Genomic DNA, 16,024 nt, shown 5'->3' with positions numbered 1-16,024 from the left:
GCATGTCTGGCTACCAAACGCTGGTAGGTGTGAATAAAGCGATTGAAACTATGTTGCGTGAATATCTGAGCCCGGACGTGGCCATTCGTTTTGATTTACCCGATATGAATGCTGCGCAGTCTGATGCTGCAGTCAGCGTGTTTCTTTATGATATCCACGAAGACCTGCAGTTGCGTACTGCAGAGTCCCGTGGGTTTAATGCAAGCACGGGGCGGTTATTACCCGGTTGGGTCAACGTGAAGTGTAATTACCTGATTACTTACTGGGAATCCACCGGACCCGCTACGGACCCCGGCAATCCTGACAGCCAGCCTGACAACCAGGCAATACAGGTGATGTCCCAGGTTCTGACGGCGTTGATTAACAATCGCCAGTTAGCCAGTATCCCGGGGGCTTACACTCAGGTGGTTCCCCCCAGAGAAAACCTGAACAGTCTGGGGAATTTTTGGCAATCGCTGGGTAATCGTCCGCGGCTTTCGCTCAATTATTGTATTACCGTGCCAGTGAGTCTGAATGATGAAGCAGCTGTGCCGGTGGTTACGTCTCCGTCTGCCACGCTTGAGCAAAAAACGCAGGGATCACCGCAGACCATGACGACGACTCGGCGGGTACGACAGAGGAAGGGGAAATCCTGATTCCTGCCTGTTACGCATGAGTTTTTTTCCGCACGATGGGTCACCTGGACATAAGGGAGAGTCGGGATAGTGCACAGGGCGCCACGCAACTGAACCGCCCCGGTTTTTTTGGAGAGTTTTTAGTCCGGAAGCTCAGGCTGCCAGACCATTATTTGTACTGGAAGCATAATAGGCATTTTCAGCTTCTACCGGCGGTATGTGTCCTAGCCGTTCCAGTAACCTTCTATTGTTGAACCAGTCCACCCACGCCAGTGTCGCAAGCTCCACTTCCGCGTGGTTTTTCCAGCTCTTACGGTGGATCACTTCCGCTTTGTAAAGGCCATTGATACTCTCGGCCAGGGCATTATCGTAAGAGTCGCCTGTGCTGCCTGTCGACGCCAACAGCTCCGCCTCCTGCAGCCGCTGGGTGTACGCCAGTGACACGTATTGGGAGCCCTTGTCCGAGTGATGGATTGTACCTGAGGGGCGACGTGCCCACAGAGCTTGTTCCAGAGCATCTAGCACGAACCTTGCTTCCATCGACGATGAGACCCGCCAGCCAACGATCGTGCCCGCGAACACATCGATTATGAACGCCACATAGGCGAAGCCCTGCCAGGTGCTAACGTACGTAAAATCTGCACACCAAAGCTGATTGGGACGTTCTGCCACGAACTGGCGGTTTACCAGATCCGCTGCTGCCGCTGTTTTGCGACCGATCGTGGTCTTGATGACTTTGCCACGGAGTACGCCCCGAAGACCTATTATTTTCATCAGGCGTTCAACAGTACACCGGGCAACGCTAAAGCCCTCGCGGAGCAACTGACGCCAGACTTTTCGTGCTCCATAGACACTGTAATTTTCTTCGTAAACGCGTTTTATCTCCTGGCTGATTTGAGCATCGCACTTTTCTCGTTGGCTACATTTCTCAGGATACAGCCGGCGTTGCTGATGCCAGTAATATGTCGACGGGGCAATATCCAGTTCGCGACATACCGGCCCGACCCCGTGTGTACCACTCAGACACTGCATAAGTGGCATTATTTTTTCCAGTGGCGGTCGAGCTCCGCCTGGGCAAAATAAGCTGAGGCCTGGCGCAATATATCATTGCTGCGGCGTAGCTCCCGATTTTCACGCTCCAGTTCTTTTAAACGCTGGCGCTCATTGGTGCTCAGTCCGCCATCATCAGTGTTGACGGGGCTGACACCACCACTGGCATCATTTTTATGCTGGCGCAACCAGGCTCGTAAGGTGTCGTAATGGCACCCGATTTTTGACGATATGGCACGAATGGCATCCGGCTCAGAGTCATACTCATTACGGTGTTCCAACAACATTCTGACAGCGCGCTCACGCAGTTCAGGGGGATAGCGTTTGGCGGATGGTGATTTCATTTTGGGTCTCCTTTCACTGAGAGTTTAGTCTCCAAGAAACCCGGTACGGTTCAGTTCGCCGTTTACTTTCTTCATTGCGGGAAGATATGCAAGCACTGAATGAACGTGTCATCGGCTTGGACAAAGATATTGCTGCACTGTCTTCACAGCAGACAGCCTATCGCCATTTATTAACGATCCCGGGAGTCGGCCCGCTCATTGCGGCGGCATTTATCAGTGAAGTGGATGCATAAGTTGTCCAAGATCTGGGGCGCAGATCAGTACAGGTGGACGTCTAAGTTACCAGTACTGGCTTAATGGCTACATACGGCGCTGGGTTTACGCTGACTGTTGTTCTGAGGTGAGCATATCACCTCTGTTCAGGGGGGCAAATTCAGTAAACCACTACAACCTTACATCTTTATATCATTGAATGGTGAGCATTGAGCCTGCAAAAAATTATCAGAACAGACTCTCTGCTTTTTCTTGCTGTGTCTTAATGCATCAAATTCTGAGGAAAACAACATGGTTTTCAACAGGTTGTCCGGTGAAAAAAATATTGTTCCACAAAATACGGAAATGAAAACCGCCTGGGACTTTCAGAGTACTCAGACCGAAACTGAAGCAGAGGTTCAGAGGGCCGGAGAGAGAGACTCCGGTGAAGAGCTATACCACTCTGTGTTTGAGGGACTGGGCCCTCTCCTGGCGGAATTCAGACTCCATGGGTTTAACCGTCAGGTTCCGGTGGTTAACGCGGATTTATTGGATAAATTAGGTCAGGAACTGAACAGGAACAACACCAGCAGAGTTGAATCATTCGCGGGCAGGCCATTTGAATTCGGGTGGCTGAACAGGCAGTTTTGCATGATAGAAAACTTCCATACACGGGTGTCAGCCGACGGTGAGAAGTGGGTCAGCCATGTGCTTATATACAACAACGACGGTTCTCTCGGGAGTACGAAAGACGCTCAGTATCTGGTCCAGAGGGTGGATGACACCCTGAAGAGACTAATTCATGTTATCAGTACCCTCGGCTCTGTTATGGATTACTACAGAACGGAAGTGGCGCCTGAGGCTGTTACGTTTACCGCGGTTAAAGCATTAAGCCAAACCGCGCGGACAGGCGCAAAGGCTGTCATGGGTTACGCACAGGCGCAGTGGAGCGAGAACTCTGCCGCGCTTCCGATGGGAAAAGGCTTCTTTTGGGATGTGTCACAGTATCTCAGAGAGCTGTCGGAACAGCTGCCCGCCAACCTGATGTTTAAGCAGCATAAAGCACCGGTCACGTTTACATCAGCAACGCATTACGCCATTAAAAGAATTCATGCTGCCGGCAAGGCAGTGAAATATGAATGGAACAAGCCGAGGAGTTATCTGCATACGGACAGCCGCCTGATGAATTTTGAGGGCGTCATAATGCCGGATATGGCTACAGAAACCCGGACGGATCCACCCTTGAAATTATCAGATGTTATTGCAGGGGCTAGCAAGTGGACTGATAAGCAAAAGGCAAACGCCCGGTTTTTACTGGCAAAGGCCGGAAATTATCAGTACCTGCCCCAAAATATCCCCCATGACCCGGAAAGCATTCTGCCAGACCCTGGAGGTAAAAGCCTGTCAGCGGTCACGGCTTCCCTCATCAGGGGGCTTTTGTGGCAGTGGCAACAGCCGGCAATAAAAATTGTCTTTGCCTGCAGTGTGCTGTCCGCAAAAACTAAAGAGCTGAAAAAAATAAAACCCGCCAAGGCCCCGTCTGGTCACGAGGATGAGCAGATGCGGGATGAGATGCTGGCGAAGATGAACCATCTCCTGGACGCTGATATCAGTCGTGCACGGGCTGTACTGGCACGAATGGGGGATATTCAGGCGACGCTTGAGCTTCAGATGAAGGTGTTTACTGCGCGGAGGAAAAAGCAACCTGATGAATTTGACGATGAGTCGCTGACGGCACTGATGTCTGATATTGTCGGGAGCCTGAATATTGCCATCGATTCCCTGGAAAAAGCGCTTTTCTGTGCCAGTGAGGCCTGCAGACGTGATTTCTCCACGGCCGGGGAACTGGCTGAGGAGGCGATGATAACGGCGGCAACCGCCAGGGAAAAAATATCCGCAGTATCCTTCTGGCTGACCGGCAGGAGGCTGGATGAATATTCCCGGGGTGCGCGTATTGCCCGATACCTTGCGGGTGTGCTTAACGAAAAATCCCAGGGGAGGCCGCTGTCGACCGACCCGGATAAAGTGCTTTCTCTGCTGAAAAAGGGGGGGCTGCTGAACGGCATTCTTTCAGAGGGGGACCCTGAGGGGCATTTGATGGCCACCCGCCTTGCCGGTGAGTCTGACAATGCCAGCCATGGTGAACAGAGTCCGCTGATGACACCTGAGCAATATGTCGCTTTAGAAAAGGGCCTTGTGGAGCATGTTGTGAAATGGGGGCAGCGAAATATCGCCTCAGGCGTCTCCCGCCTTATTTTTGAGCTGTCTTTCGGGGCGGCTGAATTCAGTATGAAACCGGTTCTGATGGCATGGAAAGTTGTGAAGGCGTCGATAAAAATACCGTATAAAATTCACCAGGTGAACAAACATACCATGCCAGGTCAGGACAAACCGTATGGGGCTATTTATGACATGCTGGGTAAAAAACTGGCACAGCTCGGCTTCGGTTTACTTATGTCACCGGTTCCCGGCGTTATCCGGCCGGGAGTGGGGGCCGCTGCCGCTGCCACTGCATTTGCCTATAATAAACGGCTACAGAGTGGTGAGGATACCTTCAGTGCGATTTATGGCAGGGTGGTGAATGGTGAAAAATCGCAACAGGTAAAAATGACTTCGGCAGGCGGAATGGGACTTGATGTCGCACTGTATGCGGTATCAGGGGTGGGGGCACGGGCCATCACACGGCTGAGGCACCGGCCTGATGGCCTTCCTGAATACCTGGCAGGCGCTCCGGAAATCGATGATGTTGAGTACGACAATGGGCTGATGGGGATTTCAGATGATGACTGGAGTGATGCGGGCAACACGGAAAATGAGTTATCAGAATATGAGAACTCTGCTTGCAATCATCACTCAGCCAGAGTTAAAAGACATACGGCACCCCGACGAATCCAGGTTGGTGATACTACCAAAGTGGATAATGCGCTGAAATTGCTAAAAAAAGGTGCAGGACACTTATCTAATACGATGCTTCAAAAAATAATCACTCTTGATGAAAACTTATATAATAAGGTTAAGATGAAGGGAGGCGACAATTCTATCTTTAAAGCAAATTGGCTGAGACTGAGGAATGAGATTAATTTAAGTAGTGATGAGGGAATAAATAAATATCTGGATGGCAGACTGATTATAGAGTCTTATGATATATACAAAGGGAAATTTTTGGAAAGTTATTTGTCCGATTCAAAAAAACATCTCGTAAAAGGGTTGTCAATTCTTTTCTCCAGAGTAAATAAGAATAACACACAGTATGTTAGAGATGAAGCAGTAAAAGAATTCAGGCGTTCATATGGGAGAAGCCTGAGTGACGACGTTCTGAATAAAGTTGTTACTTATTTCACGTTTAAATCAGGGATGGGAAATGAAAACATAAAGCCTTATTATTCACGGATAATGAATAGTCACTTGAGGGGGGGGAGTAAAACTCTCGACATGACGGGGGGACAGCAAAATCCACTGACGTGTTAGAGGGGATTGAAGCAGAAAGCCGTGGCGCGTATGACTTGGTTAAATCCTATCCAAATCTACTTGATGTTCTCTCAGTTAATGGAAAAGACAGAGAGGAGCTGTTTTTAGATGCCAGAATTTTAGCAGCACAAATTTATGATGGTATCAATAGCAATAGCTTGTCGTTAGAAAATAACCGGGGAACATGGTATGAACGATATGACAAAATCATGAATGATGAAAAGGGCTGCCCGTGGACACTGATGCACATTGAGTCGGTAATTTTTTATGTGCAGAGCGTGGGGGAGCTGAATGCTGATAAACAGGAGATTGGAATATGGTTATTGACCTCGTTCATGAGAAACAGCGATGAGCGAAACAGCGGTGGATTCACCCGGCAATCAGAGTTTAAGTCCAGAAAAGAGTTGGATTACGATTCAAAGAAATATTATGCTCAGTTTGATAGTTACGTTGATAAGTATGCACAAAAAGATGCGTCAAGTCGGTTTGAAAGTGTTACCTTCGGGCTGGGGCTGTCTACGAAAGAGCTTTTAGACAGCGTTGAAGATGTCAGCGTATTTTCCTGTGTTTATACAGGTAGTGATGGTGCTGCGACAGTTGCTCCGGGGCGTGTGACTATTATAAAGCTAAAAGGGAATGTCGGAGCGATTGTAATATCAAACTTGTTTCTTAATGAACATATCAGTAGAATCAGTAACCAGGACTATGATAAGTTAACTGCGGTATTCAATAGTGAGCAATCGGGAAGTCTGGTGCATCGTTCCCTGAAAGGTCCTTATAAGTATAAGGGAACACAACGTCAACACTCAGACCTGTTCAGTATTATGACAGGGAGTAATGAAAATGAGCTGAGAGCTCATCTTCGGTTACTCGGGAAAAATATTGGGAGCAGAGTTTTTTTTTCCAATGATTACCCAGAGCAGGAAAACGTTCAGGAGCCTGAAAAGAAAAATCTGCATGACGCTATTCTGGACGCCCTAATTATCGAAAACAAGTCTGCCGCAAATTACCTTCGTTCTGAAATGCATTCATTAACCGAAGGGGAACAGCTTGCTTATGTGTTTATCCCGTTCTATGAAATTGTACACAAAGCATCAACAGACAGAGAACATGAAATTGAGATTGATAAAGTCATAGTGGATACCATTGAAGCCCTAGCAATAATTTATCCGGGGGCAAAGGGTATTGGTGCCGCGGTTCGGGCTTCAAGAATCCGTTCACTTCTGGGTAAAGGCTTAAAAGGCAAGGCGCTTTTACAACCGCTGGGTCAGGAATTCAGGCGCCTGTTCGTAGATATAGGTAAGAAAGTGGGAGAGGCCGGGCTTGAGCATCTTAATCCTACGCCGATTAATACGAAGTTCATTGACTCTTTCGGAATAGGGGCTGCTTCTAGTCATGTCGGTAATATAGCTGAAGCCGGAAATTTTCGGCCGAACTGGGTAGTAAATAAGCCAGAGAAAAGCAGATTCATGTCTCAAAGGATGCCGCCACAAATTAGCTCAAATGACCTAAATAAGAGAATTGACCAAGCCAGCAAAAGGATGGGGCCTGCTTCTTATAGTAATATTTGTTATGGTGCTGCAATTAGAGATGCTGAGCAAGCAGGAGTCCTTACTAAAGGACAGTCTGAGTGGTTGCTCAATAAAGTTGCGAAGAAGGACAGTAAGGGTGAAATATTGAACTCTGATAATTATCTACGGGCCTTTGGGTTGTCAACTAAAATCCCGCTGACACGTTTTAGTTCTGCAGAAATCACTAAGTCTGGATTTATTCATCTTGGAGTACAACGCCCGAACGGTGCAGTGCATTATGATCATGTGGTATACGTACATGTCACAGATAAAGCTAAGTATATATATCAGGCTAATGGTAATGATTTTGCGATAAAGCTTAGTGGTTCTGAGCCCATTGATAAATTTAATAATATTGGCAATCATGTATCTAAAAGCCATTTTGTCCATGCTATAGATGAGGGGGGAGTATCTAGATTCGATGATTATTTTTCAAAGCCAGATAATAATGGTAACCAACGTGTCTTTGCATTTACGACTGCCAGGGAAGTTCAGGAGAATTATGCTTCTGTTCCGGCCATTGAACGGTAGCACGCCTGCGGTGTGAGCTCGTCTGCTGCGCAGCCGACACCCTCATCGCCGCATTTTATACTCTGTGTCATGTACATCCCGCGCCCCGCAAAGCTTCTGTTTCAGCACGATGATGGCTAGGATCGCTTCCTCGAGAAAAATGTCACCAGCTCAGCGACTGGACCAAGCTCTCCGTCGAGCACATGCTCGCCTGCGGGACCTGCGCCATGGGCGTGCGACGTTATTGCTGCAGCTAGCCTGAATGGTAAGCGATAAGATGGCCTTCCCCCTCCTTCACGGCAATCCCCATTTACGCCATGATGGATAAACTTTAATTAAAAAAAAGGTAAGCATGCGGTGCACTCGCATTGACGGCAGGGAGCGATCATGCAACCCCAGTACCCTGCCTGCAGTGATTTCGGGTCAACAAGGTCAGGGCAGCAGTACTGAAACAGCATTGATGCCTCAGGCCTCCGGGTTTCTGTGTCAGGTGTTTGAGCTAGGGGATGTGGTTATCAACGAGTGCTGTAACCCGCGCACCATCAGGCGTGCAGACGGTTTACTGTTTCAGGGACGAGAGCACGGATGACGGGATAGTCGCTCAGGGAGTCAGGATACGACACCGGGGCATCACTCAGGGCTGGCGAAGCGGTACGCCGGGAACGGCAGTAACTCATGCAGGCGGTCCTCTGGCCAGGATGGCAGACGTGTCAGCACGTCGGTCAGCCACGCATGTGGCTCCAGACTGTTCATTTTCGCTGTTTCCAACAGGCTAATGATCTGCGCTGCGCGGGCTCCTGCCGCCAGTGACCCCGCGAAGAGCCAGTTTGAGCGTCCCATTACTACAGGTCTGATGGCGCGTTCGCAGCGATTGTTGTCAAGCGGCAGCGAACCATCATCAAGGAAGCGGCTGAGCGTTTCACGTCGTTTCAGCACGTAGCCAACGGCCTTGCCCAGTGCAGAACTTTCCGGGCAAGCATCTTTTTGCTGCTCCAGCCACAACCACAGTTTGTCGACAATGGGTCTGGAGTAACGTTGTCGCCACTGGCGGATCTTTTCTGCCGGTCGATGCCGGATCTTCTTCTCCAGCCTGTACAGCCCGGCGATCTGTCTGACTGCCATCGCCGCACGCGGATCCTGGTTCGCTTTATACAGATCGGCGAAGCCGCGGCGGGCGTGCGCCCAGCATCCAGCCAGTGTGATCCCCGGGACATTTTCCGCCAGGGTCTTATAAGCTGTATGACCATCAACAACCAGAGAGCCTTGCCAGCCCTGAAGCCAGGCAGCAGGATGTTCATGTCCACGCCCCGTCTGACTGTCGAAGCAGACGATCGCCGGGCCACTTTTTTCACCACTGGCGTAGGCCCACAAGTAGCCAGAACGCGTTTTACCGCCTTTGCGGGTATCCAGGATACGCATCGTGGTCTCATCGGCATGCACCACGCTGCGGGTCAGTAGTTCCCGGTGCAACAGTTCCGCCAGCGGGTTAAGCGCCACGCCGGCTGCGCCCACCCAGCCCGCCATCGTGCTGACAGGTAGCTCAACGTCTGCACGGGCGAAGATATGCTGCTGGCGGTACAGGGGCTGGTAGTCACGGTACTTGCTGACCACCACCTGCGCAACAAGGCTGGCCTCCGCGATACCTTTGGGGATGAGTTGTGCCGGCATCTGACCGCTGAACACCTTTTCACAGCTGGGGCATCCATACTGAGGGCGAACGTACTGATTGACCACGAAGCGCGCCGGGATGTATTCCAGCTTTTCGCTGATCTCATCGCGGATGAAGCGAAGTGCAACGTCGCAGTCGGCGCAGATATCTAACGCTGGTGAGATGTTTTTTTTGATACGAGGAAGATGCGACGGCAGCGCTTTTCGCACAGGACGGGAAGCTGACGATTTTTCTGCGTCTTCCTTTATATCCTGCTGCAGCAACGCCTTCAGTTGCGTTTCTGCGGCTGCGATGTCAGCGTCGGTATCTTCCTCGAAGAGCTGACGCTGCAGGCCGGACAGCATTTCGGTTTTGCGCCCGAAGCGTTGCTGGCGGGCCAGCAAAAGCGCCTCTTCCAGCAGACGGATACGCTGGTCTTTGGCTGTCAACTCGGCGTTTTTCTCAGTCACCACTTTCTGCACCATGGCAAGGGCCATAGCGCGAAGTTGCTCGATGTCATTTGTGGTGGTGAGAAGTGATATATCCATGCCAGCAATTATACTTCGGCACGGATATTCAAGGTTTTTCATGATGTTACCGGGTGTGATTACGGTGAAGCAATAGCGGAAACACTCTCTTCCCTGAAGACCCATTTGGCGAGGTCGTGGCCGTTGAGTTGCTGCCAGTCAACGCCGGTAATCAGCCAGTTGAACTCATCCTGAGTGAGAGACCAGGCTTTGTCGCCCGCACGAGGCCAGCGGAAGTGCCCCTTATGCAGACGACGAACGCACAGCCAGACGCCATGCTTGTCCCAGCGCAACACCTTAATGCGCGAGCGGGCTTTGTTGGTGAAGACGAACGCTGCGCCTTCGTGCCACGAGGATGTCAGCTCGTCCTGGACATACTGCGTCAGTGTGTCGATCCCGCGCCGCATATCCACCGGTTTGACCGCGAGGAAAACGTTCTCAGGCGTCAGCATGTTTGAGCGCCCGAAAAACATCGGTGAGCTGGGTTGCATGACAACTCATACGGATACCGCCGGGCAAAAACAACATGACAGGGTCGTTGACGACCGAAGGAGCCGGAACAACGGGCTGCGCAGTAGCAATGCGTACGGGTATCAGCCCTGAGTCATTAACCCTGCGCTCCGCCTTGGTATCCTGCGGCCATTCTCGGAAAGTGGAAAATTTGATGTCATGCAATTCGCAGTACTGCTGACGGGTCAGACCGCTGGCGCGCCAGTTGCAGCCAGTTGCAGCCAGTTGCAGCCAGTTGGCAACATGCTGTCTTTTTTCTTCAAGCGTATAGAGTTTTCGTTCCTGCATGGTGTGTTCCTCAATAACCAGAAAACTGGAGGGAAAACCGATGCTAACGAACCAAAAGACAATTGGTAGATGAGTTCACCGCATGCTTACGATGAATGGGAACAAGCATATGCTGTGCTTGGTCTGGAGCCTGATAACCTTCACACGCTGGCTGATTGCGTTCGACGGGTTGAAAACGTTGAGACGGACGAGCAACTCATTCTCATCGGAGTTTTCACTGGGCAGCTGCACGTTCTGGCTCATGAGTGCGCCCATACCACCTTCAGGATCTGTGAGACGTGCGGGGTGGAGATCACCCGTGATGGCAACAACGAGACGTACTGCTACCTACTGGACAAGCTTTTCAGGTTTGCCGAGAGGTACGTAAAAAAGCCAGCTGTCGGCTAGGGTGTTGCATGGTGTGCGGCATAGTGTATAATTTGTGCATTGCGCAACACCACCATAAACAGACGAACATGATTAAAAGTTTCAAGCACAAAGGATTGAAAAAGTTTTTCGAGTCTGGCTCAACGGTTGGGATTGATGCTAAGCAGGCCCCTAAGATCTCTACCCGTTTAGAGGTGTTGAACAGGGCATCGAAAATCGATGATGTGGACATCCCAGGGTTTTACTTGCATCCGCTGACGGGAGACCGTAAAGGGGTCTGGTCCATCACCGTTACCGGGAACTGGCGGATCACTTTCGAAATCACTGACGGTGATGTTTACATCGTGAACTATGAGGATTACCACTGATGGCTATGATGTATAACCCTCCACACCCTGGAATGTTAGTCAAAGAGGCTATGGAAGCCTTGGGCTTGAGCGCACGAGGTCTTGCTAAAGAACTGGAAGTTGCTCCGTCGACCGTTCAGCGTCTGGTTGTCGGCAAAACTGACGTATCGCCGGAAATGGCCCTGAAGTTATCCGTTGTCGTCGGCAGTTCGCCTCAAGTATGGCTTGGCATGCAGAATGACTATGATTTGTGGCAGGCGAAGAAGCGCATTGACGTGTCTCATCTGCATCGGCTGCAAATGGCCTAACCAGGTTATCTAAACCCGCCGCTGAGCGGGTTTTTCATTTTCTGGTTACGACAACCACTCAGACACACCACCATGCCGGGAGCATGTTCCCCGGTGATGTTGGCTAAAGCTATAGGAATCATCCCGACATTTCGCCGTAGCACCGTCTGGCACTCGGACGGATTTTGTGTGTGCGGGGCTGTGGACTTCGTTGCCGTCTGAATTGATATACTCACCTTGTTCAACTAGGTCGCTGCTCTGTGATTGTGCGGTGCTGGCGTGGTGATGGGACGAGTGGTGGGTGTTTTTGGCAAAGGCAGGCTGTACGACCAGCAGAGATAGAACGACCAGTGTGACTAAACGCATAACTTTCCCTTTGTTTCAGATCAATTAAGGCGGAAAACTAGCAACGGTAGATGTATTGCGTCCACCACTCTTGATTGATCTGTTTTAACGATCGTTAAGCCAGTATCGTTCGTTCAAGACTATTTGATTTGAGCGCAAATTCATTCGTATGCTCACACTGGGTTTTTACTTCATCGTGAGGGTAATAAAATGTCTCTGAGTGACAAGGATTCTTTCATTCAGCATCGGGTGCAGGTAATTATGGCAAGGGGTTTTTCTCGCGAAAATGCTGAATATCAAGCGAATGATGAGTGGTGTATGGACGCGAGCAGAATAAAACGAAGTGATTATGTCAGAGGTCAGAGCTTAATTAATCGATTATCTATCGGGTATATCGGTGTTGTGAAGTATTTTTCTGTGTTCCTTTCCTCACTTTTCTTGGCGTTATCTGTAGTAGCTGGTGTGATTTCACTTACCCCAACAGATACGATCGCAGACGGTTCACTTTATTATGCTGCCGCTGGTGTTGCCATGGGTTTCTTTGTTCTATTTATTTTGACTTGTGCACTTTTGCTCCTGGTTCGCATTGAAGAAAATACCCGAAAATAAACTACTACGTTTCGCGTAAATAACGCGTTCGTCAACATGCCCAGCCTCAGTGCTGGTTTTTTTTATCGCCAAAATGTGGGGAATGCGATGGACATCGAAGCCTATAAAGTCGCCGTCAAGCTCACGTGCAAAATGGCGTCTGAATCGATCAAGGTTTGGCATTCCAGTCGATCATGATTTGGCATCCATCTCCGATCGCGATTTGGCATCCTGCCGATCACTCCGGGAATTAACTCTTTCTTACACGGTCTCCGTTGCTGATTTTTATCCCAACGGAGACATCGATGTCCAAAAAGAGAAAAGCCAGGAGTTCCATGGAAACCTGTTTTAAGATCCTTCAGCTCAAGTTCGACCAGAAGCTGACCAACCGTTGTATTGGACTGACGATGAAAATCAGTGCATCGACGGTTTTTGTGAACCGCCCCGGTTTTTTTGGAGAGTTTTTAGTCCGGAAGCTCAGGCTGCCAGACCATTATTTGTACTGGAAGCATAATAGGCATTTTCAGCTTCTACCGGCGGTATGTGTCCTAGCCGTTCCAGTAACCTTCTATTGTTGAACCAGTCCACCCACGCCAGTGTCGCAAGCTCCACTTCCGCGTGGTTTTTCCAGCTCTTACGGTGGATCACTTCCGCTTTGTAAAGGCCATTGATACTCTCGGCCAGGGCATTATCGTAAGAGTCGCCTGTGCTGCCTGTCGACGCCAACAGCTCCGCCTCCTGCAGCCGCTGGGTGTACGCCAGTGACACGTATTGGGAGCCCTTGTCCGAGTGATGGATTGTACCTGAGGGGCGACGTGCCCACAGAGCTTGTTCCAGAGCATCTAGCACGAACCTTGCTTCCATCGACGATGAGACCCGCCAGCCAACGATCGTGCCCGCGAACACATCGATTATGAACGCCACATAGGCGAAGCCCTGCCAGGTGCTAACGTACGTAAAATCTGCACACCAAAGCTGATTGGGACGTTCTGCCACGAACTGGCGGTTTACCAGATCCGCTGCTGCCGCTGTTTTGCGACCGATCGTGGTCTTGATGACTTTGCCACGGAGTACGCCCCGAAGACCTATTATTTTCATCAGGCGTTCAACAGTACACCGGGCAACGCTAAAGCCCTCGCGGAGCAACTGACGCCAGACTTTTCGTGCTCCATAGACACTGTAATTTTCTTCGTAAACGCGTTTTATCTCCTGGCTGATTTGAGCATCGCACTTTTCTCGTTGGCTACATTTCTCAGGATACAGCCGGCGTTGCTGATGCCAGTAATATGTCGACGGGGCAATATCCAGTTCGCGACATACCGGCCCGACCCCGTGTGTACCACTCAGACACTGCATAAGTGGCATTATTTTTTCCAGTGGCGGTCGAGCTCCGCCTGGGCAAAATAAGCTGAGGCCTGGCGCAATATATCATTGCTGCGGCGTAGCTCCCGATTTTCACGCTCCAGTTCTTTTAAACGCTGGCGCTCATTGGTGCTCAGTCCGCCATCATCAGTGTTGACGGGGCTGACACCACCACTGGCATCATTTTTATGCTGGCGCAACCAGGCTCGTAAGGTGTCGTAATGGCACCCGATTTTTGACGATATGGCACGAATGGCATCCGGCTCAGAGTCATACTCATTACGGTGTTCCAACAACATTCTGACAGCGCGCTCACGCAGTTCAGGGGGATAGCGTTTGGCGGATGGTGATTTCATTTTGGGTCTCCTTTCACTGAGAGTTTAGTCTCCAAGAAACCCGGTACGGTTCAGTGCTGACTAACGGCAAGCTCCATGCTGATGACACGCCTGTTCCGGTGCTGTTGCCAGGTAATAAAAAACGAGGACCAGGCGCTTATGGACGTACGTTCGTGACGCCCGAAACGCCGGGTCAGCGCTGGCGCCGGCGGTGTGGTTCGCTTACAGCCCGGACAGAAAAGGCATCCACCCGCAGAGCCATCTTGCGGGCTTCAGCGGTGTTCTGCAGGCAGATGCGAACGCCGGGTTCAACAAGCTGTACCGCAATGGACAAATAACGGAAGCCGCCTGCTGGGCTCATGCCCGCCGAAAGATCCACGATGTGCATGTCCGCACCCCGCCACCCCTGACGGAAGAAGCCCTGAAGCAGATCGGTCAGTTGTACGCCATAGAGGCGTATATAAGGGGAATGCCGGCAGAGCAGCGGCTTGCGGAACGTAAGCTAAGAACGAAACCGCTGTTGAAATCCCTGGAAAGCTGGCTGCGTGAAAAGATGAAAACCCTGTCGCGACACTCGAGCTGGCGAAGGCGTTCGCGTACGCACTTAACCAGTGGCAGGCACTAACGTACTATGCGGACGATGGCTGGGCCTAAGCAGACAACAACATCGCTGAAAATGTCCTGCGGACGGTCTGTCTGGGTCGCAAAAACTTCCTGTTCTTCGGTTCTGACCATGATGGTGAGCGGGGAGCACTGCTGTACAGCCTGGTCGGAACGTGCAAACTGAACAGCGTGGATCCAGAAGGCTACCTCCGCTATGTGCTTGACGTCATCGCCGACTGACCGGTCAACCGGGTCAACGAACTACTACCCTGGCGCATCACACCGCCAACTGAATAACACATCCCCATCAATACGGCCCTCGGTGTACGCTTACCAATAGTGGACCAACAAATGTTTTAAACTCTCACATGTTGTTTATCAAAATAGGCTGGATTTTCAATTACCAGAGTACCAACATAGTAATTTCGGTCTCCTTCAGATCTAAATGATAGTCCATCTATATGGCAGGGGGGCAGAAGACATCTTGACGACCATAACCTCCCAGCAACAGGCTGTAATCTCACATTTAACAAGGGAGTTAAGATATGCGTCAATTATCAATTGGTATGTTGGTGGCGTCGCTGTTGGGTTTTGGGATGGCTGTGGCGGCCCCAATGCCGAAAGCTAGTGCTGATACATCAGCAGCAATTGCCCCGGTTGCTAACAGCACGCTGAACGGGCTGCAAAAAGCACCAGAAGAAAGGGCGGTGTCCATAAAACAGGTTCAGCAACATCAGGCCAAGCAGGTTAAACACCACAGTAAGAAAAAGCACCACGGTAAAAAGTATCACAAGAAAAAACAGTAATTGACAGCGGGCGCAGCAGTATAGTGGTTCACTCTTGTGCTGCGCCTGCACCGCACGGTCTGAATTCAGGTTAGCCCATCTCGTGAAGATACCTATTAGTCCTCATCATGTAGCTCCCTCCTTACCTCAACAAAAATCTGTATTACTTTTCCTTGAAAATTCTGAATACCCGACGCTTAAAATTATAATCAATAAATTACCTTTGTCATGCATTCAGCTCGCCCTCATCTTGAGTGCAGTTGAACCGACTGAACCCACGACCT

14 protein-coding genes, 2 pseudogenes and 2 other annotated features are annotated in these 16,024 nt (G+C 50.4%); of the genes and pseudogenes, 10 read left to right on the top strand and 6 right to left on the bottom strand.

What is annotated here, in order from left to right; translation table 11 throughout:
* Positions 1-2: 2 nt before the first annotated feature.
* Positions 3-635, top strand: a complete 633-nt coding sequence (locus ACMGGK_RS22210; protein ID WP_420277251.1) for a DUF4255 domain-containing protein — start codon at positions 3-5, stop codon at positions 633-635.
* A gap of 132 nt (positions 636-767) precedes the next feature.
* Here the strand turns inward: ACMGGK_RS22210 and ACMGGK_RS22205 are convergent.
* Positions 768-2,008 (bottom strand): IS3 family transposase gene (locus ACMGGK_RS22205; protein WP_420276929.1). Its coding sequence is split into 2 segments (ribosomal slippage): positions 768-1,693 and positions 1,693-2,008, totalling 1,242 coding nucleotides; the frame shifts between segments, so codons are not numbered across the junction.
* Positions 1,584-1,700: a sequence feature (AL1L pseudoknot), on the bottom strand. (Overlaps the previous gene by 117 nt.)
* Before the next feature lie 86 nt (positions 2,009-2,094).
* Between ACMGGK_RS22205 and ACMGGK_RS22200 the strand changes: the two genes are divergently transcribed.
* From ACMGGK_RS22200 to ACMGGK_RS22185, 4 genes and pseudogenes are all read left to right on the top strand, one after another.
* Entirely contained in the window at positions 2,095-2,241 is a 147-nt protein-coding gene (locus ACMGGK_RS22200) for a hypothetical protein (protein WP_420277250.1), read from the top strand.
* A 271-nt stretch (positions 2,242-2,512) separates the two neighbouring features.
* A complete protein-coding gene (locus tag ACMGGK_RS22195) occupies positions 2,513-5,668 on the top strand; it encodes a hypothetical protein (protein WP_420278107.1) in 3,156 nt (1,051 codons plus the stop codon).
* The gene (locus ACMGGK_RS22190; protein WP_420278105.1) at positions 5,662-7,770 is read left to right on the top strand and encodes a hypothetical protein; all 2,109 of its coding nucleotides are present in this window, start codon (positions 5,662-5,664) and stop codon (positions 7,768-7,770) included. Before ACMGGK_RS22195 ends, ACMGGK_RS22190 begins: the two co-directional genes overlap by 7 nt.
* A 69-nt stretch (positions 7,771-7,839) precedes the next feature.
* Positions 7,840-8,003 (top strand): annotated as a pseudogene (locus ACMGGK_RS22185) (IS91 family transposase); the annotation flags it as partial.
* 376 nt (positions 8,004-8,379) lie between these two features.
* Here ACMGGK_RS22185 and tnpC (ACMGGK_RS22180) read toward each other — a convergent pair.
* Genes tnpC (ACMGGK_RS22180) through tnpA form a run of 3 tightly spaced genes read right to left on the bottom strand, consistent with a single transcriptional unit; the run spans position 8,380 to position 10,722 of the window.
* Positions 8,380-9,945, bottom strand: a complete 1,566-nt coding sequence (gene tnpC / locus ACMGGK_RS22180; protein ID WP_420277482.1) for an IS66 family transposase — start codon at positions 9,943-9,945, stop codon at positions 8,380-8,382.
* Between the two features lie 59 nt (positions 9,946-10,004).
* On the bottom strand, positions 10,005-10,376 hold the full coding sequence (gene tnpB, locus ACMGGK_RS22175) for an IS66 family insertion sequence element accessory protein TnpB (protein ID WP_420277248.1): 372 nt from the start codon (positions 10,374-10,376) through the stop codon (positions 10,005-10,007).
* Positions 10,363-10,722 carry an IS66 family insertion sequence element accessory protein TnpA gene (gene tnpA, locus ACMGGK_RS22170; protein ID WP_420277247.1) on the bottom strand — a complete coding sequence of 120 codons (360 nt, stop codon included), beginning with the start codon at positions 10,720-10,722 and terminating at the stop codon, positions 10,363-10,365. Before tnpA ends, tnpB begins: the two co-directional genes overlap by 14 nt.
* Positions 10,723-11,177: 455 nt before the next feature.
* Here tnpA and ACMGGK_RS22165 point away from each other — a divergent pair, with 455 nt between their 5' ends.
* Positions 11,178-11,456 carry a type II toxin-antitoxin system RelE/ParE family toxin gene (locus tag ACMGGK_RS22165; RefSeq protein ID WP_420277246.1) on the top strand — a complete coding sequence of 93 codons (279 nt, stop codon included), beginning with the start codon at positions 11,178-11,180 and terminating at the stop codon, positions 11,454-11,456.
* Positions 11,456-11,743, top strand: a complete 288-nt coding sequence (locus ACMGGK_RS22160; protein ID WP_420277245.1) for a HigA family addiction module antitoxin — start codon at positions 11,456-11,458, stop codon at positions 11,741-11,743. Before ACMGGK_RS22165 ends, ACMGGK_RS22160 begins: the two co-directional genes overlap by 1 nt.
* Positions 11,744-11,788: 45 nt before the next feature.
* Here the strand turns inward: ACMGGK_RS22160 and ACMGGK_RS22155 are convergent, their stop codons facing one another.
* Complete coding sequence (locus ACMGGK_RS22155; protein ID WP_420277244.1) at positions 11,789-12,088, bottom strand: DUF3761 domain-containing protein; 300 nt, start codon at positions 12,086-12,088, stop codon at positions 11,789-11,791.
* 189 nt (positions 12,089-12,277) lie between these two features.
* On the opposite strand from ACMGGK_RS22155, the gene ACMGGK_RS22150 reads away from it, so the two are divergent.
* Entirely contained in the window at positions 12,278-12,676 is a 399-nt protein-coding gene (locus ACMGGK_RS22150; protein ID WP_420277243.1) for a hypothetical protein, read from the top strand.
* A 456-nt stretch (positions 12,677-13,132) separates the two neighbouring features.
* On the opposite strand, the gene ACMGGK_RS22145 is transcribed toward ACMGGK_RS22150, so the two are convergent.
* A protein-coding gene (locus tag ACMGGK_RS22145) for an IS3 family transposase (protein ID WP_420276929.1) occupies positions 13,133-14,373 on the bottom strand; the annotation gives its coding sequence in 2 pieces (ribosomal slippage) (positions 13,133-14,058 and positions 14,058-14,373; 1,242 coding nt in all).
* Positions 13,949-14,065: a sequence feature (AL1L pseudoknot), on the bottom strand. Its footprint overlaps the gene before it by 117 nt.
* Before the next feature lie 47 nt (positions 14,374-14,420).
* Here ACMGGK_RS22145 and tnpC (ACMGGK_RS22140) point away from each other — a divergent pair.
* A pseudogene (gene tnpC, locus ACMGGK_RS22140) lies at positions 14,421-15,195 on the top strand (IS66 family transposase); the annotation flags it as partial.
* A gap of 305 nt (positions 15,196-15,500) precedes the next feature.
* Positions 15,501-15,761, top strand: coding sequence for a hypothetical protein (locus ACMGGK_RS22135; RefSeq protein WP_420277242.1), 261 nt, complete (start codon positions 15,501-15,503; stop codon positions 15,759-15,761).
* The last annotated feature ends 263 nt before the right edge of the window (positions 15,762-16,024 follow it).

The sequence above is a fragment of the Serratia sp. BNK-33-b genome (assembly GCF_048684565.1).
In the GTDB taxonomy this organism is placed as follows: Bacteria; Pseudomonadota; Gammaproteobacteria; order Enterobacterales; family Enterobacteriaceae; genus Serratia; species Serratia marcescens.
The sequence above is the reverse complement of the archived record's forward strand: the minus strand, read 5'-3'. Positions and strand labels throughout refer to the sequence as shown.

Bases quoted from the DNA above. Each gene is read 5' to 3' on its own strand.
- ACMGGK_RS22195 (WP_420278107.1), top strand. From the start codon at position 2,513: ATGGTTTTCAACAGGTTGTCCGGTGAAAAAAATATTGTTCCACAAAAT.
- tnpC (WP_420277482.1), bottom strand. From the start codon at position 9,945: ATGGATATATCACTTCTCACCACCACAAATGACATCGAGCAACTTCGC.
- ACMGGK_RS22135 (WP_420277242.1), top strand. From the start codon at position 15,501: ATGCGTCAATTATCAATTGGTATGTTGGTGGCGTCGCTGTTGGGTTTT.
- ACMGGK_RS22200 (WP_420277250.1), top strand. From the start codon at position 2,095: ATGCAAGCACTGAATGAACGTGTCATCGGCTTGGACAAAGATATTGCT.
- tnpA (WP_420277247.1), bottom strand. From the start codon at position 10,722: ATGCAGGAACGAAAACTCTATACGCTTGAAGAAAAAAGACAGCATGTT.
- ACMGGK_RS22165 (WP_420277246.1), top strand. From the start codon at position 11,178: ATGATTAAAAGTTTCAAGCACAAAGGATTGAAAAAGTTTTTCGAGTCT.
- ACMGGK_RS22210 (WP_420277251.1), top strand. From the start codon at position 3: ATGTCTGGCTACCAAACGCTGGTAGGTGTGAATAAAGCGATTGAAACT.
- ACMGGK_RS22160 (WP_420277245.1), top strand. From the start codon at position 11,456: ATGGCTATGATGTATAACCCTCCACACCCTGGAATGTTAGTCAAAGAG.
- tnpB (WP_420277248.1), bottom strand. From the start codon at position 10,376: ATGCTGACGCCTGAGAACGTTTTCCTCGCGGTCAAACCGGTGGATATG.
- ACMGGK_RS22155 (WP_420277244.1), bottom strand. From the start codon at position 12,088: ATGCGTTTAGTCACACTGGTCGTTCTATCTCTGCTGGTCGTACAGCCT.
- ACMGGK_RS22150 (WP_420277243.1), top strand. From the start codon at position 12,278: ATGTCTCTGAGTGACAAGGATTCTTTCATTCAGCATCGGGTGCAGGTA.